Source organism: Novosphingobium sp. KN65.2, assembly GCF_001368935.1.
Taxonomy (GTDB): Bacteria; Pseudomonadota; Alphaproteobacteria; order Sphingomonadales; family Sphingomonadaceae; genus Novosphingobium; species Novosphingobium mathurense.
This window is the reverse complement of the sequence record NZ_CCBH010000049.1, coordinates 1-275: the sequence shown is the minus strand read 5'-3', so window position 1 is coordinate 275 and position 275 is coordinate 1. Positions and strand designations below refer to the sequence as shown.

At 57.1% G+C, this 275-nt stretch carries 1 protein-coding gene; it reads right to left on the bottom strand.

Going from position 1 to position 275, the window contains the following annotated elements:
* Positions 1–275 (bottom strand): hypothetical protein (locus SPHV1_RS25615; protein ID WP_231634393.1); only part of this gene is annotated, 275 nt, incomplete at both ends.

The window sequence follows — 275 nt, the reverse complement described above, 5'->3', positions numbered from 1 at the left end:
CGGATCGGGGCGTGTCGCGGCTTGCGCTCAATCTGGTTTGCTAGACGCCGTCGCGCGCCCTCGCGCTTGACGATCATCCACCTAAAATCATAATCGTAATTCCTATAAAGTTGGTGAGAGGTGTCGTCTGTCTGCGTCGTGGTCCACACGCGCGTCCTCCCGACAAGCCACCTGCCATATCTGATGAGGATCGTTCGATGAGCCGCATCACCGAAATGCGCCACGTCGCTTAAGGCGTCGAAGACTTTCAGCACTGTAAACGCACGGTTGAGGCC